Below are 22,059 nucleotides of genomic sequence, written 5' to 3'. Positions count from 1 at the left end.
CACTTCGAGAAGCCGGAGCCGTCATGTCCGTCGACCATCAGACCGTCCGCCGTGTTGCGCGCCTGTCCCGGATCGCGGTGACGGACGAGGAGGTGGCTGCGATGGAGAGCGAGCTGAACGCCATTCTGGGCTTCGTCGAGCAGCTCGGCGAAGTCGACGTGTCCGGCGTCGAAGCCATGACCTCCGTCATCCCCATGGAGATGCGAAAGCGCCAGGACGTCGTCACGGACGGCGCGAAAGCCGACGACATCATCGCCAACGCGCCGGCGCGCGACGACCATTTCTTCGTCGTGCCGAAGGTCGTGGAATGACGGACGAGGGTATCGCCATCGCGCAGGAGACGCCGTTGCAGGACGATGTCCGCGCGCTGGTCTCCGCGCTGAACGCGACGATGCGTCCCCTCACGCCCCCGCAGTTCCAGTTTCAGCTGACCGCCGAGCAGATGGCCGATCCCTCCGTGACCGTCTTCGTGGCTCGCGATGCCGCCGGTCGGGCGGTCGCGATGGGTTCGCTGAAGACGCACGACCATGGTGTGGGCGAGGTCAAGCGCATGTTCACGCGGCCCGAGCGGCGCGGCACCCGCATCGGCTCGCGCCTCCTTGCGCGGATCGAGACGCGGGCAAGAGAGCTTGGCATCACCCGTCTCGTCCTGGAAACCGGCGAAGCGGTGGGGTTCGAAGCAGCCTGGCGCATCTACGAGCGCCATGGTTTTCGGCAATGCACCGCCGTATTGGATTATCCCGATTCCGGTTTTTCGCGATTCTACGACAAGAAGCTTGCACCATGACCGATCTCACCGCCCTGACGATCGCCGAAGCCCGCGACGCGCTGAAGGCGAAGACCTTCTCGGCCACGGACCTGACGAACGCCTATATCGGCGCGATCGAAGCCGCCAACGGGGAGCTCAACGCCTATGTCGCGGTGACGCCGGACAAGGCTCGCGCCATGGCGGCTGCCTCCGATGCCCGGCTGGCCTCCGGCTCGGCCGGCGCCCTGGAGGGCATCCCGCTCGGCATCAAGGACCTCTTCGCGACCGAGGGCGTCCACACCCAGGCCGCCTCGCACATTCTCGACGGCTTTCAGCCGCGCTATGAATCGACCGTCACGGCCAATCTCTGGGCGGACGGCGCGGTCATGCTCGGAAAGCTGAACATGGACGAGTTCGCGATGGGTTCGTCCAACGAGTCGAGCTATTACGGTCCGGTCAAGAATCCCTGGCGGCGCGCGGGCTCGGATGTCGATCTCGTTCCCGGCGGATCGTCCGGCGGCTCGGCCGCCGCGGTCGCGGCGCATCTGTGCGCCGGCGCGACGGCCACCGACACCGGCGGCTCCATCCGCCAGCCCGCGGCCTTCACCGGCACCGTCGGCATCAAACCGACCTACGGGCGCTGTTCGCGCTGGGGCATCGTCGCCTTCGCCTCTTCGCTCGACCAGGCGGGCCCGATCGCGCGCGACGTCCGCGACGCCGCGATCCTTCTGAAATCCATGGCCTCGGTCGACCCGAAGGACACGACCTCCGTCGACCGGCCCGTGCCCGATTATGAGGCCTCCGTCGGTCGTTCGGTGAAGGGCCTGCGGATCGGCATCCCCCGCGAGTATCGCGTCGACGGCATGCCGGCGGAGATCGATCGCGTTTGGCAGGCCGGGATCCAGTGGTTGCGCGAGGCGGGCGCCGAGATCGTCGACGTCTCCCTGCCGCACACCAAATACGCGCTGCCCGCCTATTACATCGTCGCCCCCGCGGAAGCCTCCTCGAACCTCGCCCGCTACGACGGCGTCAGGTACGGTTTGCGCGTGCCCGGTCGCGACGTCACCGACATGTACGAGAAGACGCGCGCGAGCGGCTTCGGCCGCGAGGTCAAGCGCCGCATCATGATCGGCACCTACGTCCTGTCGGCCGGCTACTACGACGCCTATTACATCCGCGCCCAGAAGGTCCGCACGCTCATCCGGCGGGACTTCGAGGCGGTCTATGCCGACGGCATCGACGCGCTGCTGACGCCGGCGACGCCCTCCGCCGCCTTCGGCATCGCCGACGAGGAGATGAACTCCGATCCGGTGAAGATGTATCTGAACGACATCTTCACCGTGACCGTGAACATGGCCGGGCTTCCCGGCCTCGCTGTGCCGGCGGGCCTTTCCGGCGAGGGCACGCCGCTCGGCCTCCAGCTGATCGGGCGTCCTTTCGAGGAGGAGACGCTCTTCTCGGTCGCCAACGTCATCGAAAAGGCCGCTGGTCGCTTCGAACCGGCGAAGTGGTGGTAGGCGACGCCGTGGAGCCATCCGCCCGGAAAGCGCCCGCCGACTGCGCGGACATGACGGAGCTGCGCCATGCGATCGATCGCATCGACGCGGAGCTCGTCGCCCTCTTCGCGGCTCGGCTCGGCTACATTCACCGCGCCGCCGAACTGAAGCTCGATCTGGCGCTGCCCGCCGAAATTCCCGAGCGGGTGGCGGAGGTCATCGCCAACGTTCGCCGGCTTGCGCAAACGCACGACCTTGATCCGGGTCTCTACGGAGATATCTGGACGAGGATCGTCGATGCCGCGATCGCCGAGGAGAAGAAGCGGCTCGGCGAAGATCCGGCTTGAGCGAGGCTTCGGTCCTTGCCATGACCTCGATGCAACGGAGAGCCCATGTCCGATCCCGGCATCGAAGCTGCCCTGCGCTGTCTTGAAGCGTCCGACTGGGATGGCGCTCACCGCATCGTGCAGGCCCTCGACGGCCCGGACGCGGCCTGGATCCACGCGCATCTCCACCGCCTCGAAGGCGATCTGAGCAACGCGGCCTACTGGTATCGCAGAGCCGGGCGAGGGGTGGCAGTGAAAGGGCTCGACGAGGAGCGAGTGGACATCGCGGCGGTTCTTCGGCGCCCCGCTTGAGCAGCCGGCGTCGCGGCGCAGCGTGTTGCGGGAATGCCGGCTGGAGAGCTCCGCGGCCCTGATCATGTGCCATGGCTACGAGGGATGATCGGGCACGAGGGCCCGTGTCCGCCAAGATCGCGATCGATGTCGGCTGAAGGTTTTCCGCCTTGCTCCTTCTCGGTCAGAACCCGGCGCAATCGCGCCGACGATCGCCGCTCCTCGACCCTCGCGCTTGAACGCGTCCGCGCTTTCCTCTAGCGCAAGGGGCAGGTTCCCAGCATCGATACCCGGACTTGTCGCCATGGCTCTCGTCGATACCCGCACGCCCGATCCCAAGAAGTTTCTCTCCGGCGCCACCGGCGACTGGGAGATCGTGGTCGGCATGGAGGTCCATGCGCAGGTCCTGTCCGAAGCCAAGCTCTTCTCCGGCGCGTCCGCTTCCTATGGCGGCGAGCCGAACGACCATGTGAGCCTCGTCGACGCGGCCATGCCGGGCATGCTGCCGGTGATCAACGAGGAATGCGTGCGGCAGGCGATCCGGACGGGTCTCGGCCTGAAGGCCGAGATCATGCACCGCTCCGTCTTCGACCGGAAGAATTACTTCTATCCCGATCTTCCGCAGGGCTACCAGATCTCGCAGTTCAAGGACCCGATCGTCGGGGAAGGCGTGGTGCAGGTCCTCGTCGGCCCGAATTCCAAGGGCGAGTTCGAGGAGGTCGAGGTCGGCGTCGAGCGGCTGCATCTGGAACAGGACGCCGGCAAGTCGATCCATGACCAGAGCCCGACCCTCTCGCTCGTCGATCTCAACCGCTCCGGCGTCGCGCTGATGGAGATCGTGTCGAAGCCCGACATCCGCTCGGCCGACGAGGCGAAGGCCTATCTGACCAAGCTTCGCACGATCCTTCGTTATCTCGGCACCTGCGACGGCAACATGGACGAGGGTTCCATGCGCGCCGACGTCAACGTTTCCGTGCGCCGTCCGGGCGACGCGTTCGGCACGCGTTGCGAGATCAAGAACGTCAATTCCATCCGCTTCGTCGGTCAGGCCATCGAAGCCGAGGCGCTGCGCCAGATCGCGATCATCGAGGATGGCGGCACGATCGACCAGGAAACGCGCCTCTTCGACCCGGTGAAGGGCGAGACGCGCGCCATGCGCTCGAAGGAGGACGCGCACGACTACCGCTACTTCCCCGATCCCGATCTCCTGCCGCTCGAATTCGACGCCGCCTATGTCGCGGAGCTCGCCCGGCACCTGCCGGAGCTTCCCGACGACAAACGCGCCCGCCTGATCGCGGACAGCGGCTTGTCGGCCTACGACGCCTCGATTCTCGTTTCGGAAAAGGCGATCGCCGACTTCTTCGAGGATCTCGCCCGTGGGCGAGACGCCAAGCAGGCGGCCAACTGGGTGATCAACGATCTTCTCGGCGCGCTGAACAAGGCGGGGAAGGGCATTGAGGAGACGCCGGTTTCGGCCGCGCAGCTCGGCGGCATCCTCGACCTCATCCGCGCGGAAACGATCTCCGGCAAGATCGCCAAGGACCTCTTCGAGATCGTCTGGACCGAAGGCGGCGACCCCGTCGAGATCGTCGAGGCTCGCGGCATGCGGCAGGTGACCGACACCGGGGCGATCGAGAAGGCCGTGGACGAGATCATCGCGGCCAATCCGGACAAGGCGAAGCAGGCCCAGGCCAAGCCGACGCTGGCCGGCTGGTTCGTCGGGCAGGTCATGCGCGCGATGGGCGGCAAGGCAAGCCCCGGCGTCGTGAACGATCTCGTCAAGGCCAAGCTGGGCCTTGAGTGACCCTCTTCTTCGTTCGCACGGCCAGCGCCGCCGATCTCGCGGCCGTTTCCGCACTCCTGCGGGAAACGTGGCATGCCACCTATGACGGGATCTATGGCCCCGAGCGGGTGGCCGAGATCACGGCGTCCTGGCATTCGCTCGACGCGTTGCGGCCAAGGCTGACGCGCCCGACGTCGGAGTTTCTGGTCGCCGACGACGGAACGCGCCTCGGGGGCATGGCCTTCGCGGCTTCGGGACCAGACGGCAAGTCCGTGTTGTTGCACCAGCTCTACGTCCGGCCGGATTGTCAGGGGCACGGCATCGGCAGCGACCTTCTCCGCGAAATCGAGACGGCCTTCCCCCAGGCCGAGCGCGTTCGCCTCGAGGTGGAGGAAGCCAATCTTGCGGCGGTCGGCTTCTACGAAGCCAAGGGCTTCTCGCCGATCGGACACACGAAGAACTGCGGTGCCGAAGATTCGGGGCTTTCCGCCGTCGTCTACGAGAAATCCCTGCTCTGATCCGACGAGGAAGGCGGAGGGCGTCGCAAGACGCGTCTTCGACGGCTCCGCCACGTTAAGGTTGAAGTTCGATGGGAAGGGCGATGCCGACCGACAGCTGCTAGGCTGAGGATCTGGATCTGCAACGAAGAGTCGCTTCCCCGTGAACGTTCATGCCACTGCGGTGCTGGGTCTTGGCGTGGCGGCCCTTGCGGCGCATGCGATCCTGATGCGTCGGCGCGCTTTCCGCCGGCGGATCGTCGCCGATCGGCCCAACGGATCCATGATCGGGGGGCCGAGCCTGTCGCCGACCGTCATCGTCATCTACGCCCTTTCTCTGGCGGCACTCCTGGAGGCCCTCCAACCGTTGACCGCTGCGCCGGCGCGGACGTGGCCATGGGTGCTCGCGGGAGCCGCCGTCGCGCTCGGAGCCGAATGGTGGATGCAGGCGGCTTCGAAGACGTTGAAGCGCCACGCGACGACCGAGGATGCCAACGAGCCCGCGGCCGTGCTCCTCGACGAAGGGCCGTTCGCGCGATCGCGAAATCCGATCTATTGCGGAATGATCCTGCTCTTTGCCGGGATCGCGATGGCCGCCGCCAGCTTGTGGGCAGCGCTCTGCCTTCCCGTGTTGTTCGCCGCCTTGCACAGGATGGTCGTGCTGCCGGAGGAGCGCGGCCTGACCGAGCGCTTCGGCCCCGTCTATCGCCGCTATCTCGAACGCGTGCCGCGCTATCTCTGACGAGGGAAACCGATCCCGGCCCATGCTTCGAAGGGTGGACAAGCGACGGGGCAGGGGCCATAAGTCCCCAAACCTTCGGAATGGACGCGATGAAGACGTGGCTGCTCGAAATCTTTACGTGGTGGCAAGGCCAGACGATCGGCACGCGCTTCCACACGTGGCGCTTCGGCAAGCGCGTGGGTGAAGACGAACGCGGCAACGTCTACTATCAGAACGCCGACGGGTCTCGCCGCTGGGTGATCTACAACGGTCCTGCGGACGCCTCGGCGATCGGTCCCGGCTGGCACGGCTGGATGCACCACAAGGTCGATGTCGCGCCGAGCGCCATGGCCTATGTCGCCAAGCCCTGGCAGAAGGCGCACGAGGTCAACCACACTGGCACCGCCCGCGCCTATCGGCCGAAGGGATCGTTGCTCAACCCGGCCGAGCGTCCGCGTGTCACGGGCGACTACGACGCTTGGCAGCCCTGAACGGCAGTCCCGACCGGGCGAACACAGCGATGGGCAACCGACTGGGCTCGGTCGCGACGCCTTCCAGCCGTCCGGTGGTGATCGGCGCGACGGAAGCCTCGTGGCGGTGCGGCGACGCCCGAGGGACGGCAGGAATTCAACGATGAAGACAGGCCCGATCGGGATCGCGGTCGCGGGGCTCTTGATGCTCGTCGCGCCGGTCTTGGCACAGGAGTATCAGCTTCCGCCGATCGAGGTCCCTCCGGGCGAAGCTCCGGTGGAAAGCCAGAGCCTGCCGCCGCTGGAGTTCGAACCCGATGTCGCGCCCGGCGCGAATGGCGTACCCGACGGGTTCTACAGCGATCCGGACGCACCACCCGCCGAGCCCGAGACGGCGCCTGCGGATCCGTCGACCGCCGACCCCTCCGCCACGCAGCCGGTCGAGGGCGTGCCAGCGCCTCCGGTGAAGGCCGAGCGGTTGAAGAACAAGGTCGCGGAGTTCTCCGGGATCGACAAGATCACGGGCCGCATCACGTCGTTCGACGTCTATGTCGACGAGACGGTTCAGTTCGGCGCCCTGCAGGTTACGCCGCGGGTCTGCTACACCAGCCCGCCGAGCGAGCCCCCGAAGACGGATTCCTTCGTCGAAGTGAACGAGATCACGCTCGATCGCGAGATCAAGCGCATCTTCACCGGTTGGATGTTTTCCGATTCTCCCGGCCTCAATGCCGTGGAGCACCCGATCTACGACGTCTGGTTGAAGGGCTGCAAATCGGAGACGTCGGTTCCGCCTCCGGCCGGCTGACGAGCGAAGACGGCCTCGCGTCCGACGGCGTCTTCCAGACGCTTCTGGTAGTCTTCGCGCGCGATCTCCAGGGCTCCGAATCGCGCCAGATGCGTCGTGAGGAACTGCGTGTCGAGAAGCGTGTAGCCGCCCCGAACGAGGCAGTCCCAGAGCGCCACGAGCGCAACCTTGGAAGCATCCGTCTCGCGCGAGAACATGCTCTCGCCGAAGAAGGCCGCGCCGAGGCTGACCCCGTAGAGCCCGCCGACGAGGCGGCCGTCACGCCAGGTCTCGACGCTGTGTGCGTGCCCAATCCGGAAAAGCTCGAGATAGAGCCGCCGGATCTCCGCATTGATCCAGGTCTGCGGACGATCCGGCGTCGGCTCGGCGCATGCGTCGACGACGGCCGCGAAGGCCGTGTCGATGCGAATCTCGAAGATGCCCTTGCGGATCGTCTTGCGCAGGCTGCGCGGCACATGGAACGCGTCGAGCGGCAGAATGCCCCGCTCCGTCGGATCCAGCCAGAAGATCGAGCGATCGTCCGCGGTCTCCGCCATCGGGAAGATGCCGCAGGCATAGGCCTTGAGGAGAATCGCCGGCGTGATCTCGAACGAGCGCCCGGCCTTCCTCGCCATCTCGCCGTCAGGCCTTGCGACCGGCGGCGAGATGCTTCTCCAGCCAGTGGATGTCGTAGTCGCCGCGCTTGATGTCCGGATTCTCGATGAGGTCGAGGAAGAGCGGCAGCGTCGTCTTCACGCCGTCCACCACGATTTCGTCCAGCGCCCGGCGCAGCCGCATCATGCATTCCGACCGGCTGCGACCGTGGACGATGAGCTTTCCGATCAGGCTGTCGTAGAAGGGGGGGATCGAATAGCCCTGGTAGATGCCGGAATCGACGCGCACGCCGAGACCGCCCGGCGGATAGTAATGCGTGATCTTGCCGGGTGAGGGCGCGAAGGTCGCGGGGTCCTCCGCGTTGATGCGGCACTCGATGGCATGTCCGGAGAACACGACCTCGTCCTGCGTCAGCGACAGTCCGCGTCCGGCCGCGACGCGGATCTGCTCGTGAACGAGATCGATGCCGGTGATCGCCTCCGTCACAGGGTGCTCCACCTGGAGGCGGGTGTTCATTTCGATGAAATAGAACTCGCCGTTCTCGTAGAGGAACTCGATCGTGCCGGCGCCGCGGTATTGGAGCTTGCTCATCGCATCGGCGCAGATCTTGCCGATCTGGGCACGCTGTTCCTCGGTGAGGGCCGGCGAGCGGGCCTCTTCCCAGACCTTCTGGTGGCGGCGCTGCAGCGAGCAGTCGCGTTCGCCGAGATGGATCGCATGGCCCGCGCCGTCGCCGAAGACCTGAACCTCGATGTGGCGCGGCTTTTCCAGATATTTCTCGATGTAGACCGCGTCGTCGCCGAACGCGGCGCCGGCTTCCGACCGTGCCGAGGACAAGGCGTCGGACAGATCGGCCGACGTCTTCGCTACCTTCATGCCGCGCCCGCCGCCGCCGGCGGAAGCCTTGATGATCACGGGAAAGCCGATCTCGTTCGCGACGCGAACGGCTTCGGCGTCCTCGGTGATGGCGCCGTCGGAGCCGGGCACGACCGGGATGCCGAGACGCTGCGCGGTGCGCTTGGCCTCGATCTTGTCGCCCATGATGCGGATGTGGTCGGCGGTGGGACCGATGAACGTGATGTTGTGCGCGTCAAGAATATCGGCGAAGCGAGCGTTCTCCGACAGGAATCCGTAACCGGGATGCACCGCGTCGGCTCCCGTGATCTCGCAGGCCGCGACGATCTGCGGGATGTTCAGATAACTGTCGCGCGAGGGCGGCGGACCGATGCAAACGCTCTCGTCGGCGAGGCGGACATGCATGGCCGTGTTGTCGGCGGTCGAGTGGACGGCGACGGTCTGGATGCCGAGTTCCTTGCAGGCGCGCAGCACGCGCAGGGCGATCTCGCCGCGATTGGCGATCAGGACCTTCTTGAACATCGGGCCGGTCACCCGATGACCACGAGCGGCTCGCCGTATTCCACGGGCTGTGCGTTCTCGACGAGGATCTTCTTGACGACGCCGGCGCGCGGCGCGGGAATCTGGTTCATGGTCTTCATCGCTTCGATGATGAGGATCGTCTCGCCTTCGGCGACCGACTGGCCGACCTCAACGTAGTTCTTCGCGTCGGGACCGGACGCGAGATAGACGGTGCCCACCATCGGTGCGGGCACGGTGCCGATTTCGGGACCGGTCGGAGCGGCTGCTGCCGCGGGGGCGGCGGCCGGCGCCTGGGGCGCAGCGCCCGCATAGGGTGCCTGCTGCATCGGATATCCCATGGGGATTTGCTGAGCGTAGCCGGCGAATTCCTTCTGACGAGACACGCGGACGCGCAGCGAGCCCTGCTCGACCTCGATCTCCGTCAGATCCGTATCGTTCAGGATGTCGGCGAGCTCGCGGACGAGGCTGCGATCGATCGGGGCGTCTTTCTGCGACATGGTGTTCCTTCCAAGGCGATCCCGCAGGTGCGGCACGCGGCCCGGACGCCGCGTCGGCGACGTGCTCGGTCGCCTTGAGTTGCGAAGCGGCCCGCAGGGAGTTGCGGCACCGGGATGGTCGAGGCGGCGCAGTGCGAATTGCGCTGCCGGAATGATGGAGTGCGCCGTATAGCCCGGCGCGAACGCCGCGCAAAGCCATGCCGTTCCAAAGCGGATCGATCTTTCAGCAGGATGCGCTGGCGCAGGTCCGCACATTCTCGATCTTGGCAGCCAGCCCTTCGAGCCCGATCGCGCCGGGCACCACCTCGCCGCCGACGACGTAGGACGGCGTGCCGTTGATCTTGAGGAGCCCGGCGAGCCGGGTGTTCTCCGCGATCGCCGCCTCGACCTCGGGCGACGCCATGGCGGCGCGCAGGGCCGCGTCGTCGATACCCATTTCCTCGGCGACGGCGATGGCGCTGTCTTCGTTGGCGACACCCCGCAGCCCCAGGAGCTTGCGGTGGAAGTCGCCGTAGCGTTCGGGCGCGAGGTGGCGGAAGGCGAGGCTGACATGGCTGGCTGCGACCGATTCGTCGCCGAGGACCGGAATTTCCTTGAGGACGAAGCGGATCTTCGTATCCTTTTCCAGCAGGCCCTCCATGTCGGCCAGCGCGCGTTTGCAGTAGCCGCAATTGTAGTCGAAGAACTCGACCACGGTGACGTCGCCCGCCGGGTTGCCGAGAGTGGTTCCCGCGGGCGTCGCATAGAGCGTGGGTCCGGCCGAGGCGATCGCGGCCTTCTGTTCGGCGACATCCTTGACGGCGCGCTTGGCCTCCAGAGCGTCCATCGCCTCCAGCAGCACCTCGGGATTACGGATGAGGTAGTCCCGAACGACGCCTTCGATGTCGCCCCGCTCCCCGTCCGTCACCGCGAGAACGGGCCATGCGGACGCGCCGAGAAGGGAGAGCGCCAAGGCGGTGCGGATCAGTCTGGCGTTCACGTCGTGGTCCTTTTCGATGTCAGTCTCGACTGCAGCTGCGACCTCGTCAGCGAGCGCTGATGATGTCCTCGGCCTGCAGCCATTGCGGGCTGCCGGGCTTCAGCTTCAGCTGCGCGCGCGCCGCGAAGAGCTTGGCGTCGCGGATGGCGCCGCCATGCCAGTAGCCCTCGGCCGTCGCAAGCTCCGCGGAGGCGACGTCGCCGAGCTGATGATAGGCCATAGCCAGAAACCGGTAGGCCGTCGAGTTGGAGGGATCCGCCGCCAATCCCTTTCGGATCTGCTGGATCGCCGTCTTCATCTGCTTGGGGTCGCCGCCCGTCACGAGCGCCTGGCCGACCGACGCCGCGATCAGGCCGGAGCCGCTGGCGTCGAGCTTGGCGGCCTTCGCGAACGCATCGGCGGCCTCCTTGGAACGACCCGCTTCCATCAGGACCTCCCCCCGGATCTCGTGGAACCAGGGCGTTTTGGGCGATTGCGCGATGAGCGCGTCGATCTTCTTCAGCGCGACCGCCGGCGATCCCGACAGATGGGCTGCGATGGCGTCTCCATAGGTCGCAGCGAGGCCGCGCGGGTCCTTGGAGAACATCTGGCGGAGCGCGGTCGTGTTGCCGGCATAGGCCGCGATCTTCGCTCGGGCGAGGTCGTGTCGGAGCTGGAAGGCCGGATCGTCCGGCTTGTCGAAATAGGGGCTCTCGCGGGCGAGGACCTCCAGACGCGCGATGCGGTCGCGCGGCGCAGGGTGGGAGGAGATGTAGCGGTTCGGCGAGACGCCGGCGAGGAGGTTCGCGCGGTCCAGCCCCTCGAAGCTCTGGATGAGGCCTTTCGCCGACTGCTTTGTCTTTTCGAGATAAACCAGCGCCGAGCGATCCGCCGTGATCTCTTCGGAGCGCTGGTAGGACATGAGGCCGCGCGCCGCCACGGTGCCGCCGCCGGCCATGATGCCGGAGCCGGCCCGCGCGATGCCGGACGAGCCGGCGATGGCTCCGCCGACCGCCGCGCCGGCGCCGAGAATGCCAGCGATGAGGGCGATGCGCTGTGCGGTCTCCAGCTGATCGCGCAGGCGCTGCTGGTGCCCGCCGGCGAGATGGCCGACCTCGTGCGCGATGACGCCGATCAGTTCGTTCGGCGTTTCCGAGCCAAGGATGGTGCCGGTGTTGACGAAGATGCGGCGACCCGACACGAAGGCGTTGAATTCGGTCGAGTTCACGAGGACGATCTGGACTCCCGAGCGCGAGAGGCCCGCGGCCCGGAGGATCGGCACCGTATAATCCTTCACCAGACCTTCGATCTCGGCATCGCGGACGACGGGGACGTTGTTGCGCTGGGTCGGCGCGGATTGAGCCGGGATCGGCGCGAGAAGAAGCGCCGCGCAGGTGACGATGCAGGTTGTCAAGCGAGCGATCATCAGGTTTCTCTCGTTCCCGCAGCCGGAGGCCCCGGCTTGCCAAGATGCCGGCATCCATTCGGACCGGTCCGTCTCCACACTCCATTCCGGCGATTGTGAGGCGCAAGGACGGTCGGCGCATGCTTGCCGTTCCGTCTGGATAGCACGAAGGAGGACGATCATGGAGCCCAGCCGGATCTGGAGGGCATCGCGCCGCTCGGCGGTCGATCCGTTTCGCGCCATGGATGTCCTGTCCGAGGCGAATCGCATGATCGCTCGGGGCGAAAACGTGATCTCGCTGGCCGTCGGACAACCCGCCGCTCCCGCACCGCGAGTCGCGATCGAGGCTGCGTCCCGGCTTTTGGCGGACGGCCGCGTCGGCTACACCGATGCGCTCGGCAGAGCCTCGCTTCGCGAGCGCCTCTCGCGCCATTATGCCGACATGTACGGACAGGACGTTCCAGCCCGGCGTATCATGATCACGACCGGCTCGTCGGCGGGCTTCAATCTCGCCTTTCTCGCTGCCTTCGATGTCGGCGATCGCGTCGCCATCGCCTCGCCGGGCTATCCCGCCTACCGCAACATCCTGCGGGCCTTGGGGATCGAACCGGTGGAGATCGAGGTGGACGCCGCCTGCGGCTACGTTCTCGACGCCGATCATCTCGCACGGGCCCATCGGCAGAAGCCGCTCGACGGTGTCCTCGTCGCAAGCCCCGCCAATCCGACGGGCACGGTCACGCCGCGCGCCGAGCTCGCGCGCCTCGTCGCCTTCTCGCAGGACGCCGGCATTCGCTTCGTTTCCGACGAGATCTATCACGGTCTCGTCTACAGCGAGCGCGACACGACGGCGCTCGAGTTTTCGGCGGAGCCGATCGTCGTGAATTCCTTTTCCAAATTCTACTGCATGACAGGCTGGCGTATCGGCTGGCTCGTTCTGCCGGAAGACCTCGTGCGTCCCTGCGAGCGCATCGGGCAGAGCCTCTACATTTCCGCTCCGGAACTCAGCCAGGTGGCGGCCGAGGCCGTGCTCGACGCAGCGCCCGATCTTCTGCCGGTTCGCGACAGCTATCGGCGCAACCGCGATCGTCTGGCCGCCTGCCTGCCCGATCTCGGCTTTCGCGATCTGGCCCCCATCGACGGGGCCTTCTACGCCTATGCGCGCGTACCGGACGGGCAGGGCGACTCGACCAGCTTCGCGCGCCGTTTGCTGGAGGAATGTCACGTCGCGTTGACGCCCGGCATCGACTTCGACACACGGCGCGGCGAAGCCTTCGTGCGGATATCCTATGCCTGCGATCCGGCGTCGCTCGACGAGGCCATCAGGCGGATCGCATCTCACCTGGAGGTTTGACGATCCCGCCCAGACCCTTTGTGGACAAACGAAAAAAGGGGAGCGACCCAGTCGCTCCCCTTTTCGATTCCAGCCGCGCGAGGATCTTTAGAAGAAGCTCTTCTTCGCCCACCATCCCGTGCGCTTCGGCTTGGTTTCCTCGACCTCGCCGTCGCTGGTCGTCAACTGAGGCTCGCGCGGAAGAACGGGTGCGGGTGCCTCCGCCGCCGCTTCCACTGCCGGCTCCACGCTCTCGACCGAGGCTTCCGCAACCGTCGCGGTCTCCTCATGCGGGACGGCCTCCGGCACGGAAAGCTCTTCCGTCGCCTCGGGTTCTTCGACAGCAGATTGAGCCGTAGCGGGCGCGGGCTGCAGGTCGGTCACGTCATCGACGGCTGCCGCTTCGGCCTCGTCGGCCGCGACATCGTCCGCGACGGTCTCGGCCACCGGTTCCGAAACGATGCCGGCAACAAGCACGTTGGCGAGTGCCGCGCCCTCGTCGCTCGACACATCGCCGGGCTCTTCGCCGCGATGGGCTTCGGGTGCAGCGATGTCGTCGACGCCGTCGGCCGCATCCTCACGCGCCTCCGCGATGACGTCGGACGAAACGGCGTCCGCCGACATCTCGTCCTCCGATCCCTCGGCCGTGCCGTCGCTCTCTTCTCCCTCGCGGGTCTTCCGTCCGCCGCGACGACCGCGCCGACGACGCTTGCGGTTGCGGCTTTCCTCGTCCGCGGCGGCGTCCTCGGCGGACATCGTCTCGCCCTGCTCCTCGCCCCCGATCTCGTCGGCAGCATCCGCGCCGATCACGTCGAGACGATCGTCGCCGGACGCTTCGACGTCCCCGCTTTCCGTCTCGCCGGCGTCGGCGCTGTCGGAGCCGCCGCGCCGACGCCGGCGACGACGCTTGCGGCGGTTGCGGTCTTCGCTGGATTCGTCGGAGGACGCGGTCTCTGCGTCGGCTTCGACCGTCTCGGCGGCGACGACGTCCTCGACCTCGGCGTCCTCGATCTCGTCCTCATCGATCTCGTCGACCATGATGGACAGAGGATTGACGACCTCGAGCCGCGGCTCGCGGCGAACGGCTTCCGCACCGTGCTCGATCGCGCAGTGCTGATGCCCGTGGCTGTCATCGGCCTGAACGATGATCCGGACGCCGTGATGGCGCTCGAGTTCCTCGATGCGCGCGCGCTTCTCGTTGAGGACGTAGAGGGCCGTCGCCGTCGGCACCTTCACGACGAGATCGTGCGTGTCCTGCTTCTGGAGATGCTCTTCGACCGCACGCACGACGTGAAGCGCCAGCGAGGAGTTGGAGCGGATGTGGCCGACGCCGTCGCAAACGGGGCAGGGCTGCGTCGTCGATTCGAGAACGCTCGCGCGGATGCGCTGGCGGCTCATCTCCATCAGGCCGAAATGCGAGATCCGGCCGACCTGGATGCGGGCGCGATCGTCTTTGAGGCACTCCTTCACCTTCTTCTCGACGGCGCGGTTGTTGCGCTTCTCGTCCATGTCGATGAAGTCGATGACGATGAGGCCGGCGAGATCGCGCAGGCGCAGCTGGCGCGCGACCTCCTCGGCCGCTTCCATGTTCGTCTGGAAGGCGGTGTCCTCGACCGAATGCTCGCGCGTCGAGCGGCCGGAATTGACGTCGATGGCGACGAGGGCCTCGGTCTGGTTGATGATGATGTAGCCGCCCGACTTCAGCGTGACATGCGGCTGCAGCATCTTGTCGAGCTGCGCCTCGATGCCGCCGCGCGCGAAGATCGGAACGGGATCGCGGTAGGGCTGCACGACCTTGGACTGGCTCGGCATCAGCATCCGCATGAAGTCCTTGGCTTCGCGGTAGCCGTTTTCGCCGGCGACGAGAACCTGGTCGATGTCCTTGTTGTAGAGGTCGCGGATCGAGCGCTTGATCAGGCTGCCTTCCTCGTAGACGAGGGTCGGCGCCGTCGAGGACAGCGTCAGGCTGCGCACGGTTTCCCAGAGGCGCATCAGATACTCGTAGTCGCGCTTCACCTCGGCCTTGGTGCGCATGGCGCCGGCCGTGCGCAGGATGATGCCCATGCCGCGCGGGACCTCGAGCTCCTTGGCGACTTCCTTCAGGCGCTTGCGGTCCGCGACATTGGTGATCTTGCGGGAGATGCCGCCGCCGCGCGCCGTGTTCGGCATGAGGACCGAATAGCGGCCGGCGAGCGACAGATAGGTGGTGAGGGCCGCGCCCTTGTTGCCGCGCTCTTCCTTGACGACCTGAACGAGCAGGATCTGGCGGCGCTTGATGACCTCCTGGATCTTGTACTGCTTGCGGGGCGCACGCGGCTGGCGGACGGGAACTTCCTCCATCGCGTCCTCGGCGCCGAGCTGGTCGACCTCTTCGGCCTCGTCGCCGTCCTTGGCCTCGTCCTCGTTCGATCCCGAAGAGGAACGCCCCCGCGAGCGCGAGCGGCGTCCACCGCGACGACGGCCGGACGGGCTCTCCGAATTGCTCTCGCCGTCTCCGTTGATCTCGGTGACGCCCTCGTCGTCGCGATCGCTGTCGCCGTCGGACGCTTCGTCGGTGCCCGCATCTTCGCCGTGGCCGGAATCATCCGAGATCAGCTCGGGTGCTTCGTGCTCGTTTTCGGAGAGGTCGTCGCCGTCCTGGCCTGCGTCGCCCTCGCCCTCGGAGGCGGCGTCCTCGGAGACGCTGTCGCCGTTCGACCCGCGCGCCCGCGACAGGCTTTCGCGACGGCTGCGATCGCGCGCCTTGCGATCCTCGGCCTCTTCCTCTTCCTGGGCGCGGGCGAGCTCATCTTCCATCAGCGCCTGACGGTCGGCTTGGGGGATCTGGTAATAGTCGGGATGGATCTCGCTGAAGGCGAGGAAGCCGTGGCGGTTGCCGCCATATTCCACGAAGGCGGCTTGGAGCGAGGGTTCGACCCGCGTCACCTTCGCGAGGTAGATGTTCCCCTTGATCTGCTTCTTGTGCTCGGATTCGAAATCGAATTCCTCGATCCGGCTACCCCGGACGACGACAACCCGCGTCTCTTCGGGATGAGACGCATCGATCAGCATCTTGTTGGCCATGGAACATGAACTCCCGGACACCGGCCTCAGCGCGTAAGCCGGCGTTCGACGCTCGGATCCATACGGGGGGAGGCGTGTCCGCTAAGGCGTTCGGGCGGCGTTGCACGGCTTGTCCCAAGATGTGGGCATCGGAGGGCCGGCGCCGAGGCTCGTATGGCTCGGGCTGAAGCGTCCATGATCCGATGATGGCTGGCGACACTGCTGAACGACCTGCGACAACTGGATGGCCGCCGTGAGGCGACCGATGAAACCTGGTGCACCGATCCACCCGACTGCCGGGCCGACGGCACTTGAAGCGTGACGCACGGAACTGGTCCGATGCGACCCCATCCGTTGATCTGAGACCGGAAACCGGCCCCACGATCACGGGACCTCAGAATGCTGCCACAAGGGATCGGGTCCGAACGTCGGTCGTCGATCCTGCGGCGCCTCGGGCTGGAAAAGACATCGGGCTTTCGAGTCTTTCCAGCCTCACTTCTGCTTTTATGATGCGCGACGCCGTTACACAAGTGTTCGCCCTGCGGCAGGTGGCTCAAACGCCTGTCTGGCAGGCATATCCTCGTTTTTCTCATCCTTTGCCGGATTTCGATGCGAATCAGTCTCCTCGCCGCGATGCTCTTCGCCCTGTTCGTCGCTCTGCCGTCGCCGTCGCTGGCCGCCTCCGAGGGGGGCGACGAGGGCGGACGGGACGCCGTGCTGACGGCCTTCGAGCAGGGCATTCGAAACGGACGCTTCGAGGCGACGCTGACGTTTCGAGGCGAGCCGCGTTCGCGCCTTCTCATCCTGCGCAATCCCGATCGCGTGGCGCTCGATCTCCTCGACACCGTCTCCGCCGCGGCCGTTCCCTCCACCGCCGACGGCGCCGCGGTCACCGAGATGCGCCAGGGCCTCGTCGCTCCGGATCGCTTCCGGATCGTCTGGACGCTGAAGCGGCTGGCGCTTCCCGTCGCGGAAACGAAGACGGCGGACGGCCGGACCGTGCTGACGCTGCGGTTGGAGCGAACCGATCCGATCGCGTTCGCGAAGGCCGCGGGCAGCCAGTCCATCGGCATCCAGACGGCGCGGGAGACGCCGATCATCGAACCGGCGGCGCCCGGCATCTTCACCATCGTCGTCGATCCCGGCCACGGCGGCGTCGACACCGGCGCCAAGGGCCCGGCCGGAACGCTGGAGAAGGAGATCAATCTTGCCTTCGCCCTCTCGCTCCGCGACGCGCTGGCCAAGGACAGCCACGTGCGCGTGCTGCTCACGCGCGACGACGACCGGTTCATCCCGCTCACCGAACGCTCGGAGATCGCGCGCCGCGCGAAGGCCGACCTCTTCATCTCGATGCACGCGGACTCGATTCGCTACCGCGACATCAGGGGTGCGACCGTCTACACGCTGTCGGAGAAGGCGTCGGACTCGCTGTCGCTGGAAATCGCCGATTCGGAAAATGCAGCCGATCGATTCGCAGGTTCGGAATGGCGCCAGGGGAAGCCGGAGGTCTTCGACATCCTGGTCGATCTGACGCGCCGCGAGACGGATAGCTTCTCCGAGCACTTCGCGGCCGGACTCGTCGACGCCTTCAGCGAGCACAAGATCCGATTGATCAAGAATCCCAAGCGGTCGGCCGGGTTCCGCGTCCTGATGGCGCCCGACGTTCCCTCGGTCCTGGTCGAAATCGGCTATCTCTCCAATGCCGACGACGAGAAGCTCCTCCTCCAGTCGAAGTGGCGGGACGACACGACGTCGGCCATTTCGAGAGCGGTCCTCGCGTTTCTCTCCACCCGTTCGCCGGGCACGATGTCTCCGTGAGTTGCGAGGATGTTGCCGGCTGGACACAGGTCGGCGACGAGTGAGACCCATGGTCTGTTTCGGGCCACGTCCCCGCCGTATTTTTCCAGCAAACGAAACGCGCTACGCTTAAGGGCTTACCTGGCGTCGGACGGTAGTGGCACGAGGGTTGCGCTGCCGATGGGGCGATCGCGTTCCCGTGCTGTGGCGGCCGGGGTTCCAAGTCGCGGACGGAGTGCGAATGATCAGGTTGCTCGGTTACTTCTTCGGCATCGGCTCGGTCCTCGTTCTGATCGTGGCCGGCGCGGTCGCGCTCTACGTCCATGAGATCAGCGCGGACCTGCCGGACTATCAGGTTCTGGCGACCTACGAGCCGAAGGTGACGACCCGCCTTCACGCATCCGACGGCTCGCTGATGGCGGAATACGCCAAGGAACGGCGCCTGTTCCTGCCGATCCAGGCGATTCCGCAGCGTCTGAAGCAGGCCTATCTCGCCGCCGAGGACAAGAATTTCTACCAGCATCCCGGCATCGACCTGCAGGGACTGGCGCGCGCGGCCATGGTGGTGGCCAAGGGCGACGGGCTCCAGGGTGGGTCGACGATCACGCAGCAGGTTGCGAAGAACTTCCTGCTGACCCGCGAGCAGTCGATCGAGCGCAAGGTGAAGGAGGCGATTCTCTCGCTGCGCATCGAGCGCGCCTATTCCAAGGACCGCATCCTCGAACTCTACCTGAACGAGATCTATCTCGGCCTCGGATCCTATGGCGTCGCGGCGGCTTCGCTCGCCTATTTCGACAAGTCGGTGAACGAGTTGGAGATCCAGGAAGCGGCCTATCTCGCGGCCCTTCCGAAGGCGCCCGAGAACTACAATCCGTTCCGCAGTCCGGATCGCGCCATGGAACGCCGCAACTGGGTCATCGACCAGATGGCCGACAACGGGTTCATCACGCGCGCCGAGGCGAGCGAGGCGCAGGCCAAGCCGCTCGGCGTCAAGCCCAAGCCGTCCGGCACCTATCTCTTCGCCGCCGAATACTTCACCGAGGAAGTCCGGCGCGAGGTCATCGCGCGCTACGGAAACACGGCGCTTTACGAGGGCGGCCTTTCGGTCCGCTCAACGCTCGACCCCAAGCTTCAGGTCGAGGCGCGCACGGCCCTGCACGATGGGCTCCTGAAATATGACGAGGCCCGCGGCTTCCGGGGTCCCGTGACGCGGATCGATCTTGGCAGCGACTGGGGCCAGGAACTCGGCAAAGTCCCGGCCTTCGCCGACGTGCCGGAATGGCATCTCGCGGTTGTGCTCGCCGCAGAGCCCGGTGGCGCGAGCCTCGGTCTGCAGCCGACGAAGGATGCCGGCGGACGGCTCGGCGCCGACCGCAAGATCGTCTCCATCGCCACCGCCGACATGAAGTGGGCGATGCGCCTCAACATGGAGGGTCGGTCCGGCACCGTGAAGGCGGTCGATCAGGTTCTTTCGCGCGGCGACGTCGTCTATCTCGAGGATCGGGCCGACGCGGGCTATCGCCTCCGCCAGCCGCCGAAGGTGCAGGGCGCGCTCGTGTCGATGGACCCGCACACCGGCCGCGTTCTCGCGCTCGTCGGAGGCTTCTCCTATGCCCAGTCCGAGTTCAACCGGGCGACGCAGGCGATGCGCCAGCCCGGCTCCTCCTTCAAGCCGATCGTCTACGCAGCCGCGCTCGACAACGGCTACACCCCGGCCTCCGTCATCATGGACGGTCCGATCTCGATCCCCGACGGCAATGGCGGCGTCTGGTCGCCGAAGAACTACGGCGGCGGCTCGGCGGGGCCCTCGACGCTGCGCCAGGGCATCGAGAAGAGCCGCAACCTGATGACGGTCCGGCTCGCCAAGGACATGGGCATGAGCCTCGTCGCGGAATATGCCGAACGGTTCGGCGTCTACGACAAGCTCGGCAAGTATCTGCCGATGTCTCTGGGATCCGGCGAGACCACCGTCATGCGGATGGTTTCGGCCTATTCGGTCATGGCCAATGGCGGGCGCTCGATCGAGCCCTCGTTGATCGACCGCGTCCAGGATCGCTACGGCCGCACGATCTACAAGCACGACAACCGCAAGTGCGACGCCTGCAACGCGGAAGGGTGGAGCGATCAGTCCGAGCCCGAACTCGTCGACGACCGCGAGCAGGTGCTCGATCCGATGACCGCCTATCAGATCACCTCCATGATGGAAGGCGTCGTCCAGCGGGGCACGGCGATGAGCGTCAAGGAGCTCGGCGTGCCCGTCGCCGGCAAGACCGGCACGACCAACGACGAGAAGGACGCCTGGTTCGTCGGCTATACGCCGGACCTCGTGACCGGTCTCTACATCGGCTACGACAATCCGCAGCCGCTCGGAAAGGGTCAGACCGGCGGCGGACTGGCGGCGCCGATCTTCACCGAATTCATGAAGGTCGCGCTCGCAGGCAAGCCGCCCGTCGATTTCCGCGTGCCGGAGGGCATGACCCAGATCTCGATCGACCGGAAGACCGGCATGGCCGCCAAGGGCAACGGCACGATCATCGAGGCCTTCAAGCCCGGCACCGGCCCCGCGGACAGCTACTCGATCATCGGCAACGATGACGTCGCCTCCGCGCCGCCGGCCGCCATCTCGCAAGAAGCCGAGCAGGCGATCGTCCAGGGGGCCGGCGGCCTCTTCTGAGCCCCGGTCGAAACCCGTCGCCGGCCGGACACATCGAAAGCCTTCGCTTTACAGGCGTGGACGCCGCACTTAAGTACCCCCCGTTCCCAACTCATTCACGCGGGGTAGCGGCATGCGTGCCGAGATCGAATCCATGGTCGACGAAATCAAGCAGGCCGTAAGCCTGCTGAGGAGGCATCTTTGACTGGGATGCTTCCCTGAAACGACTGCAGGTCCTCAACGCCAAATCCGAGGACCCGAACTTCTGGAACGACGCCGCCGAAGCGCAGAAGCAGATGCGCGAGCGCCAGTATCTGGAGAGCTCCATCGACGGGATTCGCGCGCTCGAACAGGGCATCGCGGACAATGTCGAGCTCATCGCCATGGGCGAGGAGGAGGGCGATCCGGCCATTGTCGAGGAGGCCGAGCAAGCCATCCGCGCCATCAAGGCCGATGTCGACAAGCGTTCGATCGAGATGCTCCTGTCCGGCGAAGCGGATGGCTTCGACACGTATGTCGAGGTGCATTCGGGCGCGGGCGGCACGGAGAGCCAGGACTGGGCGTCGATGCTGCTGCGCATGTACATGCGCTGGGCGGAGCGCTCCGGCTATAAGGTCGAGCTTCTCGAGCAGCATGCGGGTGAAGAAGCGGGCATCAAGTCCGCGACGCTGCTGTTCAAGGGCCGCAATGCCTATGGCTGGATGAAGACCGAATCGGGCGTTCATCGGCTGGTCCGCATCTCGCCCTACGACAGCCAGGCCAAGCGCCACACGTCCTTCGCCTCGGTCTGGGTCTATCCGGTCGTTGACGACACGATCAACATCGTGATCAACGAGTCCGACTGCCGGATCGACACCTATCGCTCGTCCGGCGCCGGCGGTCAGCACGTCAACACCACGGACTCGGCGGTGCGCATCACGCACATTCCGACCGGCATCGCGGTGGCGTGCCAGCAGGGACGCTCCCAGCACCAGAACCGGGCGATCGCCTGGGACATGCTGCGCGCACGTCTCTACGAAGCCGAACTTCAGAAGCGGGAGGAGGCGGCCAACGCCGAAGCCGCGTCGAAGACCGATATCGGCTGGGGCCACCAGATCCGGTCCTACGTCCTGCAGCCCTATCAGATGGTCAAGGACCTGCGAACCGGCGTGCAGAGCACGGCGCCGAGCGACGTCCTCGACGGGAAGATCGATCTTTTCATGGAAGCCGCGCTCGCCCATCGCGTGCATGGCGGCGACGTCGACGTCAGCGACGTCGACTGACGGCTTT

Annotated in this window: 20 protein-coding genes; 14 read left to right on the top strand and 6 right to left on the bottom strand. The window is 66.3% G+C overall.

Annotation, left to right across the window (positions count from 1 at the left end):
* The first annotated feature begins 23 nt into the window (after window positions 1-23).
* The 10 genes from gatC to ASG43_RS23555 all read left to right on the top strand — a co-directional run bounded on the left by gatC (window position 24) and on the right by ASG43_RS23555 (window position 7,137).
* On the top strand, window positions 24-311 hold the full coding sequence (gene gatC, locus ASG43_RS12540; protein WP_056505281.1) for an Asp-tRNA(Asn)/Glu-tRNA(Gln) amidotransferase subunit GatC: 288 nt from the start codon (window positions 24-26) through the stop codon (window positions 309-311).
* Window positions 308-787 (top strand): GNAT family N-acetyltransferase, encoded by a 480-nt coding sequence (locus tag ASG43_RS12535; protein ID WP_056505276.1) that lies wholly within the window; start codon window positions 308-310, stop codon window positions 785-787. The genes gatC and ASG43_RS12535 overlap by 4 nt, the downstream gene beginning before the upstream one ends.
* Window positions 784-2,265: an Asp-tRNA(Asn)/Glu-tRNA(Gln) amidotransferase subunit GatA gene (gene gatA / locus ASG43_RS12530; protein ID WP_056505273.1), complete on the top strand. Its 1,482-nt coding sequence runs from the start codon at window positions 784-786 to the stop codon at window positions 2,263-2,265. The genes ASG43_RS12535 and gatA overlap by 4 nt, the downstream gene beginning before the upstream one ends.
* A 50-nt stretch (window positions 2,266-2,315) precedes the next feature.
* Window positions 2,316-2,591, top strand: coding sequence for a chorismate mutase (locus tag ASG43_RS12525; RefSeq protein ID WP_056505270.1), 276 nt, complete (start codon window positions 2,316-2,318; stop codon window positions 2,589-2,591).
* Between the two features lie 45 nt (window positions 2,592-2,636).
* Entirely contained in the window at window positions 2,637-2,882 is a 246-nt protein-coding gene (locus ASG43_RS12520) for a hypothetical protein (RefSeq protein WP_056505267.1), read from the top strand.
* A 283-nt stretch (window positions 2,883-3,165) separates the two neighbouring features.
* A complete protein-coding gene (gene gatB / locus ASG43_RS12515) occupies window positions 3,166-4,665 on the top strand; it encodes an Asp-tRNA(Asn)/Glu-tRNA(Gln) amidotransferase subunit GatB (RefSeq protein WP_056505264.1) in 1,500 nt (499 codons plus the stop codon).
* Complete coding sequence (locus ASG43_RS12510) at window positions 4,662-5,162, top strand: GNAT family N-acetyltransferase (protein WP_056505260.1); 501 nt, start codon at window positions 4,662-4,664, stop codon at window positions 5,160-5,162. The genes gatB and ASG43_RS12510 overlap by 4 nt, the downstream gene beginning before the upstream one ends.
* A 142-nt stretch (window positions 5,163-5,304) precedes the next feature.
* A complete protein-coding gene (locus tag ASG43_RS12505; RefSeq protein WP_156386672.1) occupies window positions 5,305-5,883 on the top strand; it encodes an isoprenylcysteine carboxylmethyltransferase family protein in 579 nt (192 codons plus the stop codon).
* A gap of 89 nt (window positions 5,884-5,972) precedes the next feature.
* Complete coding sequence (locus tag ASG43_RS12500) at window positions 5,973-6,353, top strand: NADH:ubiquinone oxidoreductase subunit NDUFA12 (RefSeq protein ID WP_056505856.1); 381 nt, start codon at window positions 5,973-5,975, stop codon at window positions 6,351-6,353.
* A gap of 142 nt (window positions 6,354-6,495) precedes the next feature.
* On the top strand, window positions 6,496-7,137 hold the full coding sequence (locus ASG43_RS23555) for a DUF2155 domain-containing protein (protein WP_244488083.1): 642 nt from the start codon (window positions 6,496-6,498) through the stop codon (window positions 7,135-7,137).
* Here the strand turns inward: ASG43_RS23555 and aat are convergent.
* From aat to ASG43_RS12470, 5 genes are all read right to left on the bottom strand, one after another.
* Window positions 7,077-7,751: a leucyl/phenylalanyl-tRNA--protein transferase gene (aat, locus tag ASG43_RS12490; RefSeq protein WP_056505255.1), complete on the bottom strand. Its 675-nt coding sequence runs from the start codon at window positions 7,749-7,751 to the stop codon at window positions 7,077-7,079. The two genes, ASG43_RS23555 and aat, sit on opposite strands and share 61 nt — an antisense overlap.
* 7 nt (window positions 7,752-7,758) lie before the next feature.
* Window positions 7,759-9,108 (bottom strand): acetyl-CoA carboxylase biotin carboxylase subunit, encoded by a 1,350-nt coding sequence (accC, locus tag ASG43_RS12485; RefSeq protein WP_056505254.1) that lies wholly within the window; start codon window positions 9,106-9,108, stop codon window positions 7,759-7,761.
* An 8-nt stretch (window positions 9,109-9,116) separates the two neighbouring features.
* Complete coding sequence (accB, locus tag ASG43_RS12480; protein WP_056505250.1) at window positions 9,117-9,605, bottom strand: acetyl-CoA carboxylase biotin carboxyl carrier protein; 489 nt, start codon at window positions 9,603-9,605, stop codon at window positions 9,117-9,119.
* A 223-nt stretch (window positions 9,606-9,828) separates the two neighbouring features.
* Window positions 9,829-10,584, bottom strand: a complete 756-nt coding sequence (locus tag ASG43_RS12475; protein ID WP_156386671.1) for a DsbA family protein — start codon at window positions 10,582-10,584, stop codon at window positions 9,829-9,831.
* 46 nt (window positions 10,585-10,630) lie between these two features.
* A complete protein-coding gene (locus tag ASG43_RS12470; protein WP_056505246.1) occupies window positions 10,631-11,989 on the bottom strand; it encodes a M48 family metalloprotease in 1,359 nt (452 codons plus the stop codon).
* Between the two features lie 160 nt (window positions 11,990-12,149).
* Here ASG43_RS12470 and ASG43_RS12465 point away from each other — a divergent pair, with 160 nt between their 5' ends.
* Entirely contained in the window at window positions 12,150-13,319 is a 1,170-nt protein-coding gene (locus ASG43_RS12465) for an aminotransferase class I/II-fold pyridoxal phosphate-dependent enzyme (protein ID WP_056505243.1), read from the top strand.
* 87 nt (window positions 13,320-13,406) lie between these two features.
* Here ASG43_RS12465 and ASG43_RS12460 read toward each other — a convergent pair whose 3' ends face one another.
* On the bottom strand, window positions 13,407-16,361 hold the full coding sequence (locus tag ASG43_RS12460) for a ribonuclease E/G (protein WP_056505240.1): 2,955 nt from the start codon (window positions 16,359-16,361) through the stop codon (window positions 13,407-13,409).
* A gap of 588 nt (window positions 16,362-16,949) precedes the next feature.
* Here ASG43_RS12460 and ASG43_RS12455 point away from each other — a divergent pair.
* The 3 genes from ASG43_RS12455 to prfB all read left to right on the top strand — a co-directional run bounded on the left by ASG43_RS12455 (window position 16,950) and on the right by prfB (window position 22,052).
* Complete coding sequence (locus ASG43_RS12455) at window positions 16,950-18,158, top strand: N-acetylmuramoyl-L-alanine amidase (protein WP_244488082.1); 1,209 nt, start codon at window positions 16,950-16,952, stop codon at window positions 18,156-18,158.
* Between the two features lie 220 nt (window positions 18,159-18,378).
* On the top strand, window positions 18,379-20,811 hold the full coding sequence (locus ASG43_RS12450) for a penicillin-binding protein 1A (protein ID WP_056505237.1): 2,433 nt from the start codon (window positions 18,379-18,381) through the stop codon (window positions 20,809-20,811).
* Window positions 20,812-20,923: 112 nt separating this feature from the next.
* A protein-coding gene (gene prfB, locus ASG43_RS12445) for a peptide chain release factor 2 (protein WP_156386670.1) occupies window positions 20,924-22,052 on the top strand; the annotation gives its coding sequence in 2 pieces (ribosomal slippage) (window positions 20,924-20,992 and window positions 20,994-22,052; 1,128 coding nt in all).
* Window positions 22,053-22,059: the final 7 nt, after the last annotated feature.

This window comes from Aureimonas sp. Leaf454, from assembly GCF_001424685.1.
Taxonomy (GTDB): domain Bacteria; phylum Pseudomonadota; class Alphaproteobacteria; order Rhizobiales; family Rhizobiaceae; genus Plantimonas.
Note: the sequence above shows the minus strand (reverse complement) of the source record. Positions and strands in the feature narration are given on the sequence as shown.

Coding starts and splice junctions, on each gene's coding strand:
- gatB (WP_056505264.1), top strand. CDS start 3,166: ATGGCTCTCGTCGATACCCGCACGCCCGATCCCAAGAAGTTTCTCTCC.
- ASG43_RS12520 (WP_056505267.1), top strand. CDS start 2,637: ATGTCCGATCCCGGCATCGAAGCTGCCCTGCGCTGTCTTGAAGCGTCC.
- ASG43_RS12460 (WP_056505240.1), bottom strand. CDS start 16,361: ATGGCCAACAAGATGCTGATCGATGCGTCTCATCCCGAAGAGACGCGG.
- ASG43_RS12470 (WP_056505246.1), bottom strand. CDS start 11,989: ATGATCGCTCGCTTGACAACCTGCATCGTCACCTGCGCGGCGCTTCTT.
- ASG43_RS12465 (WP_056505243.1), top strand. CDS start 12,150: ATGGAGCCCAGCCGGATCTGGAGGGCATCGCGCCGCTCGGCGGTCGAT.
- ASG43_RS12500 (WP_056505856.1), top strand. CDS start 5,973: ATGAAGACGTGGCTGCTCGAAATCTTTACGTGGTGGCAAGGCCAGACG.
- ASG43_RS12535 (WP_056505276.1), top strand. CDS start 308: ATGACGGACGAGGGTATCGCCATCGCGCAGGAGACGCCGTTGCAGGAC.
- ASG43_RS23555 (WP_244488083.1), top strand. CDS start 6,496: ATGAAGACAGGCCCGATCGGGATCGCGGTCGCGGGGCTCTTGATGCTC.
- aat (WP_056505255.1), bottom strand. CDS start 7,751: ATGGCGAGGAAGGCCGGGCGCTCGTTCGAGATCACGCCGGCGATTCTC.
- ASG43_RS12455 (WP_244488082.1), top strand. CDS start 16,950: ATGCGAATCAGTCTCCTCGCCGCGATGCTCTTCGCCCTGTTCGTCGCT.
- gatC (WP_056505281.1), top strand. CDS start 24: ATGTCCGTCGACCATCAGACCGTCCGCCGTGTTGCGCGCCTGTCCCGG.
- accC (WP_056505254.1), bottom strand. CDS start 9,108: ATGTTCAAGAAGGTCCTGATCGCCAATCGCGGCGAGATCGCCCTGCGC.
- ASG43_RS12450 (WP_056505237.1), top strand. CDS start 18,379: ATGATCAGGTTGCTCGGTTACTTCTTCGGCATCGGCTCGGTCCTCGTT.
- accB (WP_056505250.1), bottom strand. CDS start 9,605: ATGTCGCAGAAAGACGCCCCGATCGATCGCAGCCTCGTCCGCGAGCTC.
- gatA (WP_056505273.1), top strand. CDS start 784: ATGACCGATCTCACCGCCCTGACGATCGCCGAAGCCCGCGACGCGCTG.
- ASG43_RS12525 (WP_056505270.1), top strand. CDS start 2,316: ATGACGGAGCTGCGCCATGCGATCGATCGCATCGACGCGGAGCTCGTC.